The organism is Serratia sp. CY47280, from assembly GCF_052168655.1.
GTDB classification, from domain to species: Bacteria; Pseudomonadota; Gammaproteobacteria; order Enterobacterales; family Enterobacteriaceae; genus Serratia; species Serratia bockelmannii.
On the sequence record NZ_JBJNMG010000002.1, the window covers coordinates 476,905 to 491,206 of the forward strand.

17 protein-coding genes are annotated in these 14,302 nt (G+C 59.5%); 5 read left to right on the forward strand and 12 right to left on the reverse strand.

Features of this window, described 5'->3' with window-relative positions:
• The first annotated feature begins 15 nt into the window (after window positions 1-15).
• The gene (locus tag ACJ8J4_RS11730; protein WP_025301999.1) at window positions 16-234 is read left to right on the forward strand and encodes a DUF7661 family protein; all 219 of its coding nucleotides are present in this window, start codon (window positions 16-18) and stop codon (window positions 232-234) included.
• A 9-nt stretch (window positions 235-243) separates the two neighbouring features.
• Here ACJ8J4_RS11730 and ACJ8J4_RS11735 read toward each other — a convergent pair whose 3' ends face one another.
• The 5 genes from ACJ8J4_RS11735 to ACJ8J4_RS11755 all read right to left on the reverse strand — a co-directional run bounded on the left by ACJ8J4_RS11735 (window position 244) and on the right by ACJ8J4_RS11755 (window position 4,515).
• On the reverse strand, window positions 244-1,092 hold the full coding sequence (locus tag ACJ8J4_RS11735) for a PA4780 family RIO1-like protein kinase (protein WP_264383877.1): 849 nt from the start codon (window positions 1,090-1,092) through the stop codon (window positions 244-246).
• A 120-nt stretch (window positions 1,093-1,212) separates the two neighbouring features.
• The gene (gene amyA, locus ACJ8J4_RS11740; RefSeq protein ID WP_260515388.1) at window positions 1,213-2,703 is read right to left on the reverse strand and encodes an alpha-amylase; all 1,491 of its coding nucleotides are present in this window, start codon (window positions 2,701-2,703) and stop codon (window positions 1,213-1,215) included.
• 112 nt (window positions 2,704-2,815) lie between these two features.
• On the reverse strand, window positions 2,816-3,472 hold the full coding sequence (locus ACJ8J4_RS11745) for a DUF799 domain-containing protein (protein WP_089180664.1): 657 nt from the start codon (window positions 3,470-3,472) through the stop codon (window positions 2,816-2,818).
• A complete protein-coding gene (locus tag ACJ8J4_RS11750; RefSeq protein WP_089180665.1) occupies window positions 3,469-3,825 on the reverse strand; it encodes a DUF4810 domain-containing protein in 357 nt (118 codons plus the stop codon). The genes ACJ8J4_RS11745 and ACJ8J4_RS11750 overlap by 4 nt, the downstream gene beginning before the upstream one ends.
• Window positions 3,826-3,843: 18 nt before the next feature.
• Window positions 3,844-4,515, reverse strand: coding sequence for a CsgG/HfaB family protein (locus ACJ8J4_RS11755; protein ID WP_016928605.1), 672 nt, complete (start codon window positions 4,513-4,515; stop codon window positions 3,844-3,846).
• 481 nt (window positions 4,516-4,996) lie between these two features.
• Here ACJ8J4_RS11755 and ACJ8J4_RS11760 point away from each other — a divergent pair, with 481 nt between their 5' ends.
• Window positions 4,997-5,902, forward strand: a complete 906-nt coding sequence (locus ACJ8J4_RS11760; protein ID WP_151429155.1) for a bifunctional helix-turn-helix transcriptional regulator/GNAT family N-acetyltransferase — start codon at window positions 4,997-4,999, stop codon at window positions 5,900-5,902.
• 84 nt (window positions 5,903-5,986) lie between these two features.
• On the forward strand, window positions 5,987-7,285 hold the full coding sequence (locus tag ACJ8J4_RS11765; RefSeq protein WP_043136891.1) for an SLC13 family permease: 1,299 nt from the start codon (window positions 5,987-5,989) through the stop codon (window positions 7,283-7,285).
• On the opposite strand, the gene dapF is transcribed toward ACJ8J4_RS11765, so the two are convergent.
• The 3 genes from dapF to bhsA (ACJ8J4_RS11780) form a co-directional block, all read right to left on the reverse strand.
• Complete coding sequence (gene dapF, locus ACJ8J4_RS11770; RefSeq protein WP_099816740.1) at window positions 7,221-8,135, reverse strand: diaminopimelate epimerase; 915 nt, start codon at window positions 8,133-8,135, stop codon at window positions 7,221-7,223. The genes ACJ8J4_RS11765 and dapF overlap by 65 nt on opposite strands.
• A gap of 113 nt (window positions 8,136-8,248) precedes the next feature.
• Window positions 8,249-8,506, reverse strand: coding sequence for a multiple stress resistance protein BhsA (bhsA, locus tag ACJ8J4_RS11775; protein ID WP_016928601.1), 258 nt, complete (start codon window positions 8,504-8,506; stop codon window positions 8,249-8,251).
• A 191-nt stretch (window positions 8,507-8,697) separates the two neighbouring features.
• Window positions 8,698-8,955, reverse strand: coding sequence for a multiple stress resistance protein BhsA (gene bhsA, locus ACJ8J4_RS11780; RefSeq protein WP_016928600.1), 258 nt, complete (start codon window positions 8,953-8,955; stop codon window positions 8,698-8,700).
• A gap of 176 nt (window positions 8,956-9,131) precedes the next feature.
• On the opposite strand from bhsA (ACJ8J4_RS11780), the gene ACJ8J4_RS11785 reads away from it, so the two are divergent.
• Window positions 9,132-9,776 (forward strand): TetR/AcrR family transcriptional regulator, encoded by a 645-nt coding sequence (locus ACJ8J4_RS11785; protein ID WP_025302005.1) that lies wholly within the window; start codon window positions 9,132-9,134, stop codon window positions 9,774-9,776.
• Window positions 9,777-9,811: 35 nt separating this feature from the next.
• Here the strand turns inward: ACJ8J4_RS11785 and ACJ8J4_RS11790 are convergent, their stop codons facing one another.
• The 4 genes from ACJ8J4_RS11790 to ACJ8J4_RS11805 all read right to left on the reverse strand — a co-directional run bounded on the left by ACJ8J4_RS11790 (window position 9,812) and on the right by ACJ8J4_RS11805 (window position 13,042).
• On the reverse strand, window positions 9,812-10,630 hold the full coding sequence (locus ACJ8J4_RS11790; protein ID WP_049208930.1) for a MetQ/NlpA family ABC transporter substrate-binding protein: 819 nt from the start codon (window positions 10,628-10,630) through the stop codon (window positions 9,812-9,814).
• A gap of 19 nt (window positions 10,631-10,649) precedes the next feature.
• Window positions 10,650-11,318 carry a methionine ABC transporter permease gene (locus ACJ8J4_RS11795; RefSeq protein WP_004939505.1) on the reverse strand — a complete coding sequence of 223 codons (669 nt, stop codon included), beginning with the start codon at window positions 11,316-11,318 and terminating at the stop codon, window positions 10,650-10,652.
• Window positions 11,311-12,336 carry a methionine ABC transporter ATP-binding protein gene (locus ACJ8J4_RS11800; RefSeq protein WP_025302007.1) on the reverse strand — a complete coding sequence of 342 codons (1,026 nt, stop codon included), beginning with the start codon at window positions 12,334-12,336 and terminating at the stop codon, window positions 11,311-11,313. Before ACJ8J4_RS11800 ends, ACJ8J4_RS11795 begins: the two co-directional genes overlap by 8 nt.
• 262 nt (window positions 12,337-12,598) lie before the next feature.
• Window positions 12,599-13,042, reverse strand: a complete 444-nt coding sequence (locus ACJ8J4_RS11805) for an acetyltransferase (RefSeq protein WP_016928596.1) — start codon at window positions 13,040-13,042, stop codon at window positions 12,599-12,601.
• A gap of 242 nt (window positions 13,043-13,284) precedes the next feature.
• On the opposite strand from ACJ8J4_RS11805, the gene ACJ8J4_RS11810 reads away from it, so the two are divergent.
• Window positions 13,285-14,157 (forward strand): oxygenase MpaB family protein, encoded by an 873-nt coding sequence (locus tag ACJ8J4_RS11810; RefSeq protein WP_197758607.1) that lies wholly within the window; start codon window positions 13,285-13,287, stop codon window positions 14,155-14,157.
• Window positions 14,158-14,302 lie beyond the last annotated feature (145 nt).

Consider the following 14,302-nt stretch of genomic DNA (forward strand, 5'->3'; position numbering starts at 1 on the left):
GAGGGGGAATGGCGGATGATGATTTTTAACGTGTTCGGCCGTCTGCTGGGCGTGAAGCGCATCGGGGATGAGTGGCGGCTGTTCCGCGTGACGCTGCCGGAGCGCAAGTATGCCCCCAGCCACGATATCGTGCTGCCGGCCGATCTGCGCGAAGAGGAGATCGCCGGCTATCTGGGGGATATTTATCACGAGGCCGCGACGCCGCAGCGGCCGGACGTGTTTCGCGTCGAATAGCGCGGCGCGTTACTCTTCCGCGTTGCGCGCCATGATGCGGCGCTGGTGTTCCTCGCTGGCGGCCTGGATCTCTTCCAGCACCGAGCCGACATCGGCGCGCTTCTGGATTTCGCTGAACCGGCCGCTGAGGATGCTGTCCGGCGTCAGCGTGCCTTCCTGATACAGCGCCCAGATCTCTTTGGCATATTGGCTGTCGCGCAGCTCCGGCGCAAATTGGCCGTAATATTCCGCCAGATTGTCGATATCGCGCTCGAACATGCTTTTGGCGTGGTTGTTGGCGGCGGCGTCCACCACCTGCGGCAGATCGATGATCACCGGCCCGTCTTTATCCATCAGCACATTGAATTCCGACAGATCGCCGTGCACCAGCCCGGCGCACAGCATGCGCACCGCGTAGTTCATCATCAGGGCGTGATCGGCCCGCGCCTGTTCCGGCGTCAGGATGACATCGCTCAGGCGCGGCGCCACCAGACCTTCTTCGTCGGTAATTAGCTCCATCAGCAGCACGCCGTCCAGGCAGATATCCGGCTGCGGCACCCGCACCCCGGCCTTGGCCAGCAGATACAGCGCGTCCACTTCGGTGTTTTGCCAGGCTTCTTCCTGCTGCTGGCGGCCGAATTTGGAGCCTTTGCTCATGGCGCGCGCGTCGCGGCTGTTGCGCACCTTGCGCCCTTCCTGATAGTGAACGGCCTGCTTGAAGTTGCGCTTCTCGGCCTCTTTGTACACTTTGGCGCAGCGGATCTCATCGCCGCAGCGCACGATAAACACGTCGGCTTCTTTGCCGCTTTTCAACCGGCGGATGACGTCGTCGATTAACCCGTCATCAACCAGCGGCTGGAGTCGTTTTGGAATTTTCATGCAGCCTTGTACCCTATTTAGGCTCCGGTGTGAATGGCTTGCGCAGTTGATAGCGTAAGTTAGACCCGAAAGGCAAACATTAGTTTTGCCGCCGCGTCATCATTGCGCGGCGGCGGGTCCTCACAGGCTGGCGGCCGGCACCCAGACGCTGACGCTGCCGGCGTTGACCGGGAAATGGGCGCTGCCCTGGTCGTCGGTGGTGATTTCCTCCTGACGGTTGCCGAGGAAATCGCGCCAGGCGGTGTGCGCCAAATCGGCGCCCAGCGCGACGGTCTTGCCGCTCTCGCCGCCGTTGGTCAGCACCACCACGCAGCCGGGGGCCTCGGCGGTGCCGGCGCGGCTGAAGGCCACGCAGTGGCTGTCATCGAAGTAGTCGGTTTGCGGGCCGTTGGCGAAACGCTGGCGGGCGGCGATCAGCTTCTCCAGCTCCGGGATCGCCGGCATGTCAATCTGGTACTCGCCGCCGTCGCGCCCCTTGTCGCGGTAGCTGGCGCCATACAGGTCGGGGTAAAACACGCAGGGCACGCCCTGTTCGCGCAGCAGGATCAGCGCGTAGGCCAGCGGTTTGAACCAGGGTTCCACCGGCGCCTCCAGCGATTGCAGCGGCTGGGTATCGTGGTTGGCGACCAGCGTCACCGCGTGGGCCGGATCGGCGGCGGTCAGGGTATCGGTGAAGATCTGCGCCATGTCGAAGCCGTCGCCCTGTTTCGACGCCTGATGAAACTTCAGGTGCAGCGCTACGTCGAACAGCATCACCTTGCCGTCCACCAACTCGATGTATTGTTGCAGCGCGCCGAGGTCGTGCGACCAGTATTCGGCAACGATAAACAGATCGCGCTGCGCGCTGTCGCGCACGTGATCCGCCCACTCTTTGAAAAACCAGGCGGGGATGTGTTTGGCGGCGTCGAGGCGGAAGCCGTCGCACGGCAGCGTGTCCAGCAGCCAGCGCGCCCAGTATTTGAGCTCCTCCGTCACGGCGGTATTGCGGAACTCCACATCGGCGCCCATCAGATAGTCATAGTTGCCTTTCTCGTCGTCGACCTGATCGTTCCAGCCGTCGTCGCCGTAGTCGTTGGCGATTTTAAACACCCCTTTGTCGTCCGGCTGCTCAACGTAATCGACGCCGCTGAAGCATTTGTAATCCCAGATAAACTCGGAATGCACGCCCTGGCGGCCGGGAAAGGTGAAGCGGGTGTAGGCCAGCGCGTCGAAGCCCTGGTCATTGATGTCGTTGCGGTTGTTGGCGTCCACCTTGAACACGTGTACCCGTTCTTTTTCGTCCGCGCCGAGCTTGTGGTTGAACACCACGTCGTAGATCACCCCCACGCCGTGTTCGCGCAGCGTAGTGGCGGCATGTTCCAGCGCCGCCTTGTCGCCGTATTTGGTGGCCACGCTGCCTTTCTGGTCAAATTCGCCCAGATCGAACAGATCGTAGGTGTCGTAGCCGACGGAGTAGCCGCCGGAAGCGCCCTTGCAGGCGGGGGGCAGCCACAGATCGGTGATGCCCAGTTCGGCCAGGTGCGGGGCGCGCTCGGCGGCCTCCTGCCACAGTTTGCCGCCGTCGGGGTAGTACCAGTGGAAGAATTGCAGCAGGGTGGTTTTTTTCGTCATGAGCCAGCGTCCCGGTTAGCCAGAAGGAAAGGAGCAGTTAAAGCATGGGCTACTTTTGGCAAAAGGGACAAGTTTGACATAGGCGGCCCGAGAAGGCCGCCCGAGAGACTGCTTAACGCTGGCTGGCGTAATGAGGCGAGCGCGGGCCATAAAGAATGGCGCCGTTCTGACCTGTTGCCGACAGGAGGCGAGTGTTGGCGATGGCGCCAATGTCGAACCCTTTGTCGCTGATGGTATCCGCGATTTGTGAAATCGCGGCGCTGATCACCATGCCCAGCAGGCCACCGGAATTGTTGTTGCCTTCGTTGCTGGATGCGGTGGCGGTACCGGCCCACAGCTGTTTGCCGTTGCGCAGGTCAACCAGGCGAGCGGCTACGGTAACGCGAGTTTCACTGCTGATCACCATGTAGCTGGTACCGTATTGCGTGACATCCAGGTACAGCACGGTGTCGGCGCCGAAAATCTGGTGCAGTTTTTTCGGACTGACGGCGCGGATGTCGTTGGCGTTGGTTAGACCGTTTTGCAGGAAGGTTTCCTCCACTACAGCGACCGGCAGCACATAGTAACCGGCCTCGGCCAGCGGTAAGGTTGCACTGGCGAGCACGCTGTGGCTAGCTTTGACATCCGGCGACTGATTAACCGGCGGCAAGACCAGGATCGACTTCGGCTTGCTCTCATGGAATGCCGCATAGTCATAAGGCGTTTGCTTGGCACAGCCGCTCAGCAACAGGGTGGCGGCAACGCTGAGGAAAGTGAGTACACGCTTCATTTAAAGCTCCCCTTATCCTTGGCCATCAGGAAATTCATAAACGGTGCCGATTCCGGGAACAGCGTTTTTTCCGTGTTGAATTCACTCATGGCTTGTCCGTCGTTGCCGGTTTTGTTGTACAGCAGTCCCAGTTGCGCATGCAGCCCCGGCGGTACGGCTTTATCCTTGGCGCGGGATTTCTCGACGATCTCTTTCAGCGTAGCGATTTGCTGCTCAGGGCTTTGCCCCTCCTGCTGGTAGTATTGATAGAGAGAAGTTTGGTAGCCATCCCAATTGTAAAGCGTTTTCGGCGCGGCGCAGCCGGCCAGCAGGGTCACTGCAAACAGCGCCCCGCCCATTTTTTTAGTTATCATCTTTCTGCTTCTAGTCCGTTAGTTAGCAGGGCGCCATGCGCCGTTTTCGATACCGGTAACCAGGTTATTGACGGCTTCACGCACGGCCAGATCCAGTACCTTGCCGTTAAGGGTGGAGTCGTAGCTGGCGGTGCCCCCGAAACCGATAATTTCGCGATTGGACAGTTCGTATTCACCGGCGCCCTGAGAGGAATAGACGACTTCTGAGGTCTGTACGTTCACCACGTTCAGATTGACTTTGGCGTAAGCGACCTGTGATTTACCACGGCCCAAAATGCCCCACAGCTGATGATCGCCGACTTCTTTGCGGCCGAATTCGGTGACATCGCCGGTAATCACATAGTTGGCGCCTTTCAGCGTTTGTGCTTTCCCTTTAATGCCGGCTTCAGTTTTCAGCTCTTCCATGTTGGCGCGATCCAGCACGTTGAAACGGCCAGTCTGCTGCAAATGCGTGATCAGGATAGTCTTGGACTGATTGCCCAGCCGATCGACCCCATCGGAGAAGATGCCATTCATGTAGCTGGAGCGGTTGTCGAATTTACCGACGGCGATAGGGCTGCGTGGGCCCTGATAAGTGGTGTTGTAGGAAGCCACTTTCGGCACTTCCAAAGAGCGGGAGGATTCGGTCGCGCAGCCTGCCAGCAAAGTGACGGAAAGGGCGACGGAACAGACGGCGAGTGATTTTTTCATTGGTGTGCAATCTCTCCATGAGCATAAAACAGCGCGGGAGCAACCCGCGCCCGACGTTGATATAACGAGCGCTGTCGCCGTTATAGAAACGCCGCGATCCTGCCATGAATATGTAACAAATTACAACAAGATATCGGCATTAATGTCGCTATTAACATTGTTGTAACCTATTGTAATACAATGGATTGATATCGATTTTCTCTTTTACCCTCAGATTTTTTCACGATTGTATGTTTTTTAACTGGTTTATTATTTTATAAACATTAAATTAATGAATTTTTATTCTAATTTTTTTGAATTAATTAGTTTACTGTTTTGGGTGATGTAACGTTTTGCATCAGCTCCTCTGTTATACCGGGGTTCATGGCGGCTTGATGATCCGTTAAGGTAGTGAGAATTAGGTAACACTATCAACTAAATCTCATTTTTTATCGGTAGCTAATTGGGGATATCAATTGTGAACATCAGGGATTTCAGGGCATTGGCGCGCAGTTTGGTCAGAGAATTCGGCATGTTGAACAAGCAGAGCAACGGCTCGCGCTTTTCGCCGCTGCAGATCCATCTGATGATCGAAGTCAGCGAGCAGCCGCTGGGCGTCACCGAGCTGGCGGCCCGGCTTTGCATCGACAAGGCCAGCGCCAGCCGGGCGCTGCGCAGCCTGGTGGCCGCCGGCGTGATAGAAACGGTGGATCATCCGGATGACAAGCGGCACAACCTGCATCGGCTGAGTAAAAAGGGCGGTAAGGCGCTGGCCGGCATCGAGAGCGACGCCGACGGTTTTATGCAGGCGGCGCTGGCGCAGTTGGACGACGATGAGCTGGCGAGTACCACTGCGGCGATGAAAAAGATGACCGCGGCGCTGCGCAGCGCGCGCAAACAGCGCGACGCCAACCTGCGGGTGCGGCCGATCGCCGCGCGCGACGATGCGGCGATGGCGGCGATCATTCGCGACGTGTTTCGCGAGTATGGCATGGACAAGATGGAAGGGGTCAGCCTGCACGATCCGGATCTCGATCGGCTGACCGGCCTGTATCGGGACAACGGTGGCCGCTACTGGGTGCTGGAGCGGGACGGGCAGGTGGTGGGGGGCGTCGGCATGGCGCCGCTGGCGGGCGAAGAGCCCGGCTATTGCGAGCTGCAGAAGCTATTTTTCAAGCCCGGCGCGCGCGGGCTGGGCATGGCGCGCTATATGGTGGTGCAGGCGATGAAGGCGGCGCGGGCGGCAGGGTATCGCTATTGCTATCTGGAAACCACCGAACAGTTGAAAGAGGCGATTGGGCTGTATTACGCGCTGGGTTTCACGCTGTTGACGGAACGGCGCGGCAATACCGGCCACCACGGCTGCAATGTGTGCATGCTGAAAAATCTGCAGAACGACGATATGTGAGCGGTTTCAAGGTTAACGCCTGCGCCTTGTGTCACCCTGTTAACCGTTTGATAACAATCACAACGTTTTATCAGGGAGGAAACTATGTTGGGGGATCCGATGGCGCTGTCCGCGCTGGTCACGCTGGTGGTCATCGCGCTATGGGCCAGCGCCCGCTTGCCGGAGTATTTGGTCGCGCTGCTGTTCTTTGCGGCGGTGATGGTATTGCAGCTGGCGCCCGCCGCGGTGACCTTTTCCGGTTTCGCGTCCTCCGCATTCTGGCTGGTGCTCAGCGGTTTCGTGTTGGGCAGCGCCATCCGCAGCACCGGCTTGGCGGATCGTCTGGCCAACCGGCTCTTGCCGCATCTGGCCGGTTCCTGGCCGCGCCTGGTGGGCGGCGTGGTGGCAATAAGCTACGCGTTGGCGTTTGTCATGCCCTCGAACATGGGGCGGATTACGCTGCTGATGCCGATCGTCATGGCGTTGGCCGAGCGCGCCGGCCTGGCGGAAGGCTCGCGCGGCCGCATCGGTTTGGCGCTGGCGGTGGGGTTCGGCACCTTCCAGCTCTCCGCCAGCATTTTGCCGGCCAACGTGCCCAACCTGGTGATGAGCGGTGCGGCGGAAAGCGCCTACGGCAGCCACTTCGCTTATCTCTCTTATCTGCTGTTGCATGCCCCGGTGCTCGGGGTGGCCAAAGGCGCATTGTTGACACTGTGCATCTGCGGCCTGTTCCGGGCGCGGCCGCAACCGGTGGTGGCCGAGGCGGGGCAAACGCCGCTCAGTGCCGCCGAGTGGCGACTGATCGCGCTGTTGGGCATTACGGTGTTGCTGTGGATGACCGACAGCTGGCACGGCATCGCCCCCGCCTGGATCGGGTTGGCGGCGGCCTGCGTCTGCCTGCTGCCGCGCCTCGGTTTTCTCAACGGCGAACAGTTCGCCGCCGGCGTTAACGTGCGCACCTGTATTTACGTGGCGGGGATCCTGGGGCTGACCGCATTGGTCAGCCACTCGGGGCTCGGCGATCGGTTGGGTGGCGCGCTGCTGGCGATGATGCCGGATCTGCACGGCAAGCCGTTTACCGCATTCGGTTCGCTGGTGGGGATCACCGCGCTGTTGAATTTCGTGGTGACCGCCAACGGCGTACCGGCGCTGTTTACCCCGCTGGCGCAGGCGCTGTCCGCGGGCAGCGGCCTGCCGCTGCTGACGGTGTTGATGACCCAGGTGATCGGTTATGCCACCCCGCTGTTGCCGTATCAGGCCTCGCCGATCGTGGTGGCGATGGGGATGGGCAAAGTGCCGGCACGCGAAGGGCTAAAGCTGTGCCTGCTGTTGGCCGCGCTTAGCTTCGCACTGCTGGTGCCGTTGGATTATCTGTGGTTCCGGCTGCTGGGGTGGATCCCGTAAACAGCCCCGCACCGCCGGCAAAACAATCTTCGTCCAGCGTCAGGGTGGCGATTTTATGCACCGGCCCGCGCATGCTGACCTGAAAATCGCCGCTGAAGGCGATCTGCAGTTCGCCGCCCGGCATCCGCACGCTAACCCGATCGCCGACTCGTCCCAACTTGCGCATCACGCTGGCGGCGGCGCAGCTGCTGCTGCCGGAGGCAAGGGTAAAGCCGGCGCCGCGCTCCCAGATGCCGATGCGCAGCGTCTGGCGATCGACCACTTCCACCAGTTGTACATTGGTGCGTTTCGGGAACAGCGGATGGCGCTCAATCTGCGGTCCCAGCCGATGCACCTGCGCCAGATCCAGTTTTTCCACCGGCACCACGCAGTGCGGGTTGCCCATCGACACCAGCGAAACGCTTAACGTCTCCTCCCTCAGGGGCAGCGGATAGTTCAGCGCCTCCGGCAGATCGATCAAGGCCGGCAGCGCCGCCGGGCTGAAATTGGCGCGCCCCATCTCCACGGTTATCTGATGCGCGTCTTCCGCCACCTGGCAACGCACGTCGCCGCCGGCGGTGTGCACCAGAAACGGCTGATGCCCTACGCGCTCGCTGTCAAACAGATAGCGCGCGTAGATACGCAGGCCGTTGCCGCTTTTCTCCGCTTCGGAGCCGTCCGGGTTGATGATGCGCAGGGTGGGATTGACGGCGTCACCGCTGTCGATCAGCAGGCCGTCGGAACCGATGCCGTAATGCGGGTGGCACAACAGGCGGATCTGTTCCTGGCTCAGACGATCGGCGACCGAACGGTGACAGACCAGGTAGTCGTTGCCCAGGCCGTGATATTTGTGAAACAGCAGGGGAGTCATGGCGTTGCTCGGCTCAGCAAGAAAAGGTGGCTACAGCTTACAACAGAACGTTGGCGTCAAAACAAACAAAAGGCGGCCTGAGCCGCCCTTTTGCACGATTGCCTATCTGGCCATTAATTGTAGATGATCGCGGTGCCGTGCAGTTTGTTGTCACCGGTGGTGGCGATGATCTGGAAGGATTTGGCGCCCGCCGCGTCGGCTTTGGCCGCCAGTTTGTTTTCCAGGCTGCTCAGGTCGGACGCACCGCTGACGGTGACGACGCCGGCTTTTTGCAGGTCGGCGGGTTGTGCGTTAACCAGATCGGCGGCGAAGCTGCCGAAGGAGACGGAAGCCAGTGCGATGGCTGCGATGGTCATTTTCAGGTTTTTCATGGTCTTATTTCCTATCTTTGTTCTTTACGATGTTTGTTTTGTAAGGTCGTTAAATTGATTAACGATCGATAATTTAATGTTAGATGCCGGTTTGACGGATTGCAAGTATTTTTTTAATGCTCGTTAATTAATTTTTTTACGCCCTGGCGTTGTGAGCAAAAGGACAGGCAATCAGTTGGCTTAATACTTTGTTATTGATAGATTTCTGCGGTGCCATGCAGCTGGTTGTTACCGCCGGCACCGATGATGCGGAAGGATTTTGCACCGGCCTGATCGGCTTTGGCGGCCAGGCTGTTTTCCAGCGAGGTCAGATCGGATGCGCCGCTGACGGTGATAACGCCCACTTTCTGCTGGTCTGCCGGTTGGTTCTGGACTAAATCGGCGGCGAAGCTGCCGAAGGAAACGCTGGCCAGAGTGAGAGCTGCTAAGGTTAATTTTAAGTTTTTCATGATGTTAATTCCTTTCCGATAACGGTCAATAGAGGGTTTTAATCTGCTTCGTTAAATTATCTTAACGATCGATAACTAAATGCTAATCGGTTCTCGACGAGCGCGCAATATTTTTTTATAATGATCGTTAAGTTATTTGTGCTAAGCCTGCCGTGGAGCGGGATAGGAGAGGAACGATGAGCATCAATGAAGCGGTCTGCGGCAAGAAAAGCCGTGGCAGACCAAAACAATTTGATCGCGACCGGGCGCTGGAAAGCGCGCTCGATCTGTTCTGGCGGCACGGTTATGAAGCCACCTCGCTGGCCGATCTGGTGGAAGTGACCGGCGCCAAGGCGCCGACGCTGTATGCGGAATTCGGCAACAAAGAGGGGATGTTCCGCGCGGCGGTGGAACGCTATCTGCAAAAATACACCACCTGCACCAACCAGCTGTTGGAACAGGATGTGCCGGTGGCCGAGATCGTCGAGGCCTACGTGCGCTCTTCCGTCGAAGTGTTTACCGACCCCGATACGCCGTCAGGCTGTTTTATGGTGTGCGCCTCCGCGGCACTGTCGTCCGCTTCCGACGACGTCGCCCAGATGCTGCGCAAAAAACATCATGCCCAGGAAGCGGCGCTGAAAGTCTGCTTCGATCGCAAGGTGCAGCAGGGCGAATTGCTGGCGAAAACCGATACTGCGCTGCTGGCGAAATACGTCATTTGCACCATTGAAGGCATGTCGGTGCAGGCGCGAGAAGGGGCAAGCCGGAGCGATCTGTTGCGGTTGCTGGAGGCGCTGATGCTGGTGTGGCCGCGGCTCAGCCAGATTGGCAATAAGGTGTAACAACAGGCCCGGTTTTCACCGGGCCGTATAACCTACTACTGGTTGACCGGGATCACCGCGCCCTGGTATTTCTCGCGGATAAAGTCCTGAATCGGCTTGGAGTGCAGCACCTTCACCAGCGCCACGATCTCCGGCTTGTTCACGTCGGCTTTGTGCACGGTGATGATGTTGGCGTACGGGTTGTTTTCGCCGCTTTCGACCGCGATCGGATCCTTGGTCGGATTCAGCCCGGCGTCGATGGCGTAGTTGGCGTTGATCACCACGGCGTCACCTTCGTTGTTGTTGTACATCTGCGGCAGCAGCGCGCCTTCAACGTTCGCCTGGAACTTCAGGTGTTTCGGGTTTTCCACCACGTCGGCGATGCGTGCATCCACCTTGCTCACCCCTGGCTTCAGCTTGATCACGCCTTGCTGTTCAAAGATTGACAGAATGCGGCCTTCTTCCGCCACCGCGTCGCGCATGATGATTTTGCCGTTTTCCGGCAGATCTTTCAGGCTCTTGTACTTCTTCGAGTAGATGCCGATAGGCTCAATATGGATCGCGCCGGCGCTGACGAAGTCGTAGCTCTTGTCGTCGGCGTGGTCTTTCAGCACCGAGTTCAGGTAAGGCACGTGCTGGAAGTAGTTGGCGTCGATGTCGTGGCTGGCCAAGGCGGTGTTCGGCAGAATGTAATCCTGGAAGCGCTTGATCTGCAGATCGATGCCTTCCTTCGCCAGTATCGGTTTGGCCTGTTCGAGGATCTCGGCGTGCGGCACGTTGGAGGCGCCGACCACCAGCTTGGTCGCCGCGGCGGCGCCGTAAGAGGCGAGGGTGGCGACAGAGGCGAAAGCCAACATCAGTAGGTGCTTTTTCATCATCGTTTTCCTTGGTTAATTAACGTTTATCGAGCGTTCTTGTCAGGGTGTCGCCAATGAACTGAATGACGAAAACGATCAGCAGAATCGTCAGCGTCGCCACCAGCGTCACGTCACTGTGGTTGCGTTGGAAGCCTTCCAGATAGGCCAAATTTCCCAGGCCGCCGGCGCCGATCACCCCGGCCATCGCGGTGTAACTCACCAGCGCGATCAGGGTGACGGTGATGCCGGAAACCAGCGCCGGCGAGCTCTCCGGCAGCAATACGCGGAAAATCAGGGTGCGGTTTTTGGCGCCCATCGAGCGCGCCGCTTCGATCACCCCTTTGTCGACCTCGCGTAGCGCGATCTCCACCAGCCGGGCGTAGAACGGCGCGGCGCCGACGATCAGCGCCGGCAGGGCGGCGTCCGCACCGAGAATGGTGCCGATCAGCGACTTGGTGAACGGGATCAGCAGCACGATCAGAATGATGAACGGAATGGAGCGGAAGACGTTGACCAGTACGGAGATCAGCGAGTAGACCGCCCGGTTCTGCAGCAACTGGCCCTTCGAGGTTAAAAACAGCAGCACGCCGAGCACGATGCCCAGCACCAGCGTGGCCAAACCGGCGATGCCGGTCATGTACAGCGTTTCCCAGGTGGCGTCCCACAGTTGGTCCAGGCGCAGGTGGGGGAACAGGGATTCAATCATGTTGGATAACCTCGACGGCGATATCTCTTTCGTGCAGCAGGCTGAGCATGTCGGCGACTTGTTGTTCGTTGCCTTCGGCGTGAATGTACAGTTCGCCGAACGAACCGTTGAGGGTGTGGCTGATCTTGCCGTGCAGAATGTTGACGGTCAGGGCGTAGCGCCGGATCACTTCGGAGATCACCGCCTGATGGGTTTGCACGCCCACGAAGGTCAGCTTGAAAATCGCCCCCGGCAGATGAGCGGTGAGCAGTGGATTGAAGCTCTCTTCCGTGTCCGCATACTGCGACACCTGTTTGACGAATTGCCGGGTGATCGGCTGTTGTGGCCGGGTGAACACGTCAAGCACCGGGCCTTCTTCGACGATGCGGCCGTTTTCCATTACCGCCACGCGGTGGCAGATTTTGCGCACCACGTGCATCTCGTGGGTGATCAGCACGATGGTCAATTTCAGCTGGCGATTGATGTCCAGCAGCAGGTCGAGAATGGCGTCGGTGGTTTGCGGATCGAGCGCCGAGGTGGCTTCGTCGCACAGCAGCACGCTCGGGTTATTGGCCAGCGCGCGGGCGATGCCGACGCGCTGTTTCTGGCCGCCGCTGAGCTGCGACGGATAGGCGTTTTCGCGCCCCTGCAGGCCGACCAGCGCGATCAGTTCCGCCACGCGCGGCGCAATCTGCGCCTTGGGCACGCCGGCGATCTGCATGGAAAAAGCGATATTCTGGCTGACGGTGCGCGACCACAGCAGGTTGAAGTGCTGGAACACCATGCTGATTTTCAGGCGTGCCTGGCGCAGATGGCTGCCTTTGGCGCGGGCAATATCGAAACCGCCCACGTCAATGCGGCCGCTGGTGGGCGTTTCCAGGCCGTTGAGCAGGCGGATCAGCGTGCTTTTGCCCGCGCCGCTGTAGCCGATGATGCCGTAAATTTGCCCGGCGTCCACCGCCAGACTGACGTCGTCTACCGCCACGACGCGGCCCTGTGCGCTGTCAAAAGTTTTGCAAACGTTCGAAAGAACGATCATAACGAAGCGGATCCTTATCGATACATCACAGCATTCCGTCCGGAGCGCGTTGCGCCGGACAGGGATCGTTCGGCTTTTCGGCGGGGCACGACCCGGCGGGAAGTGGCGGACGGAACCTCTGTTGCGGGTGAATACCGGGCAATCCTACCGAGGGTTGATAGTGACAGGAAGAATGTAAAATCTATTACTTATTCTGATTTGATATATTAAACGGCGGGCGCCATGGGGGGAGAAAACCGGCCGCTGGGCGGCCGGTGGAGGGCTAGCGTTTTTCCAGCTTCATGTGCAGCAGCGGGAACGGGTTGCCCTGGCCGTCGAGCGGCGAGCGGCCGGTGATGACAAAACCGTAGTGGCGGTAGAAGCCGCTGGCCTGCGGATTTTGCTCGTTCACGTCCAGCTGCAGCTCATCGTGCAGCGTTTCCGCGTGGGTCAGCAGCGCTTTGCCCACCCCTTTGCCGCGCTGATCGGCGTCGATAAACAGCATCTCCACCTTGTTGCCGTTCAGACCGATAAAGCCGCAGGGATGCCCCGGCCGCTCTTCGGCCACCCAAACGTTGACCGCCGGCAGGTAGTCGTTCAGCACCAGCGGGAACAGCTGTGCGATGTTGTCTTCGGTTAAAAAGTGGTGAGTGGCGCGCACCGAACGCAGCCAGATATCTGCCAATTGCGCGTTGTCTTCCGCCGCGCGTGCTCTGATGGTAATCATCGAACTCTCTGCTATCTAAGTTGAAGGAAAAGAAACTAGATAGAGGTTTTGTGGGGTTAGTGCCGAATTAACGTGGGTTAACGCCCTGCAAAGCGCCTCTGCAGTGGATCGAATAGGCCCGCCTGGTTGCAAGCGGTATAACAACTGTAATTCAGTAAGTTAATGCTTTCAACCGCCGCAGGGCGCAATGAGGCGCTCGCCGCGTGATACACTGGCCGCTGAATGAGCAAGAGGGCGGCAGGATGGAAGCGGTACGCGCAGCGATAGAAAAACAGGTGCTCAGCCTGACCGGGTTGGCGCTCGGCGGCGTCGATTTTGAGAATCCGCCCGGCGATCCGGGGCTGTTCGGCCCGCAGTCGGTCATCTGGCAGGTACACCGCGATTTCACCCCGATGCTGTGCGGCGGCGTCAGCGCCTTGCTGTTGCAAATGCTGCACCCGTTGGCGCTGGCCGGCGTATGGGATCACTCCAACTTCCGCGACGATATGATTGGCCGCCTGCGCCGCACCAGCCAGTTCGTGTCGGTCACCACCTTCGGCCCGAGCGCCGAGGCAGAGCGGCTGATCGCCAAAGTCAAAGCCATCCATCTGCGGGTGACCGGCGTCGGCAGCGACGGCACGCCTTATGCCGCCAGCGATCCGGCGCTGCTGACCTGGGTGCACGTGGCGGAGAGCAGCCGTTTTCTGGCCAGCCACCTGCGCTACCGTAACCCGCATCTTTCCCGCGATTTGCAGGATCAATACTACCGCGAAGCGGCGCGCGTGGCCGCCGCGCTGGGGGCGACCGCCATTCCTCAGTCCTGCGCGGAGGTCGAAGAGTACCTGCAGGCGATGCGGCCGCAGCTGGTCTGCGATGAACGCACGCAAGAGGTGGCGCGCATTCTGCTGAAAGCGCCGGCGCCTAGCGCATTGGCGCGCCCGCTCGGCGGGGTGGTGATGCAGGCAGGCATCGATCTGTTGCCCGATTGGGCGCAGCGGCAGTTCGGCTTTCATCCGGGCGCACTGCGGCGGCGGCTGGTGCGAACGGGGGCCGCAGGCCTCGGCAAAGTGCTGGGCGCGTCGATGCGCAACGGTTCCTATCAGCGCGCGGTGAGGCGCATTACTCGGCCGTCATGAGCCACAGCCGCTATAATTAGTCTTTGTTTATCTTCGTTTACGGCCGCTTTTGAGACTTTTACGGGTGATCCGGCCAGTAATGCGTTTTACACTTGGGGGCAAAGCCACATTCCATTTTTTGCGCGCAGCCGATTCTGCCGCGCCC